This is a genomic window from Oleiphilus sp. HI0128 (assembly GCF_001635365.1).
Map to the genome: position 1 here is coordinate 1 of NZ_LWGG01001134.1, position 1640 is coordinate 1640.

The following is a 1640-nucleotide window of genomic DNA, read 5'->3' on the forward strand; positions in this document are numbered from 1 at the left end:
GAAGTAGCGACAATAGGCGGTATGGTGCGTCAGTACCAAATTGAAGTTGATCCGAACCTACTCCGCTCTTACGACATTCCTTTAGCCCATGTTGGCATGGCAATTAAAAAGGCCAACCAGGAAACCGGTGCTTCTGTTATCGAGATGGCTGAAGCAGAGTACATGGTGCGCGTTAGCGGCTACTTGCAAAGTGTAGATGATATTAAAAATATTCCACTCGGTATAAACGCTAATAACACGCCACTGCTTTTGAAAGATATTGCCAAGATTGAATTGGGTCCACAGATGCGACGCGGCATCGCTGAATTGAACGGCGAAGGTGAAGTGGTCGGTGGTGTTGTAGTGATGCGCTTTGGCGAGAATGCACAAAGCGTTATTGATAATGTGAAAGCAAAATTGGAGAGTTTGAAGAAAGGCCTGCCTGACGGAGTAGAGGTTGTAACAACCTATGATCGTTCAAGCCTGATTAGTCGAGCAATCGATAACCTCTACGAAAAGCTATTAGAAGAGTTTATCGTCGTAACTATTATTTGTGCGCTTTTCCTATTTCATTTCCGTTCATCTCTGGTTGTACTGGTTAGCTTGCCTGTGGGTATTCTCACGGCCTTTATCATCATGTATCAGCAAGGTTTGAACGCCAATATTATGTCTCTGGGTGGAATCGCGATTGCGATCGGTGCGATGGTTGATGGCGCCATCGTCATGATTGAAAACGTTCATAAGCATATGGAAAAAACAGAGCTGACAGATGAAAACCGTTGGCAGGTGATTACCCAGGCTGCATCTGAAGTCGGGCCACCTTTATTCTTCTCTTTGTTGATTATTACAGCCAGCTTTCTGCCTGTGTTCACTCTTGAAGCACAAGAAGGCAAGTTGTTTTCACCCCTGGCGTTCACTAAAACCTATGCGATGGCAGCTGCCGCAGGTCTTGCTATTACACTCGTGCCAGTGTTGATGGGCTACTTTATTCGTGGAAAAGTGACGCCTGAACATAAAAACCCGATTAACCGCTTGATGATTGCCATGTATAAACCAGTGATCAAAGGTGTGTTGGCTTTTCCTAAAACGACTCTTTTGTTTTCTGCTGTTGTCTTAGTGGTTGGTTTATGGCCAGCGACTAAGCTAGGAAGCGAATTCATGCCACCATTGGACGAAGGTGACTTGATGTATATGCCTACAACATATGCCGGTGTATCAGTCGGCAAGGCGAGAGAGCTACTCCAACAAACCGATAAGTTGATCAAAACCGTACCAGAGGTCGAGTCTGTTTTCGGTAAAGTCGGGCGTGCCGAAACAGCGACTGACCCAGCACCGCTCACGATGATCGAAACATTCATTCAACTTAAACCGCGAAGTGAATGGCGGGCTGGCGTGACGACAGAAAGCCTACGCCAGGAGTTTGATAGTTTGGTTAAATTCCCTGGTTTGACGAATGCCTGGGTCATGCCAATCAAAACGCGAATCGACATGCTATCAACGGGTATTAAAACGCCTGTAGGCATTAAGATCGCCGGCCCGAGTTTGTCTGAGATCGAGAAAATCGGTAAACGATTAGAAGAAGTTTTACCTGAAGTGGAAGGTACGGCATCGGTGTACTCTGAACGCGTCGCCGGTGGTCGCTATGTAAAGATTGATATTGA

1 protein-coding gene is annotated in these 1640 nt (G+C 46.2%); it reads left to right on the plus strand.

Annotated elements, in window-relative coordinates; all coding sequences use genetic code 11:
* Window positions 1–1640 (plus strand): efflux RND transporter permease subunit (locus A3763_RS19275; RefSeq protein WP_197482986.1); only part of this gene is annotated, 1640 nt, incomplete at both ends.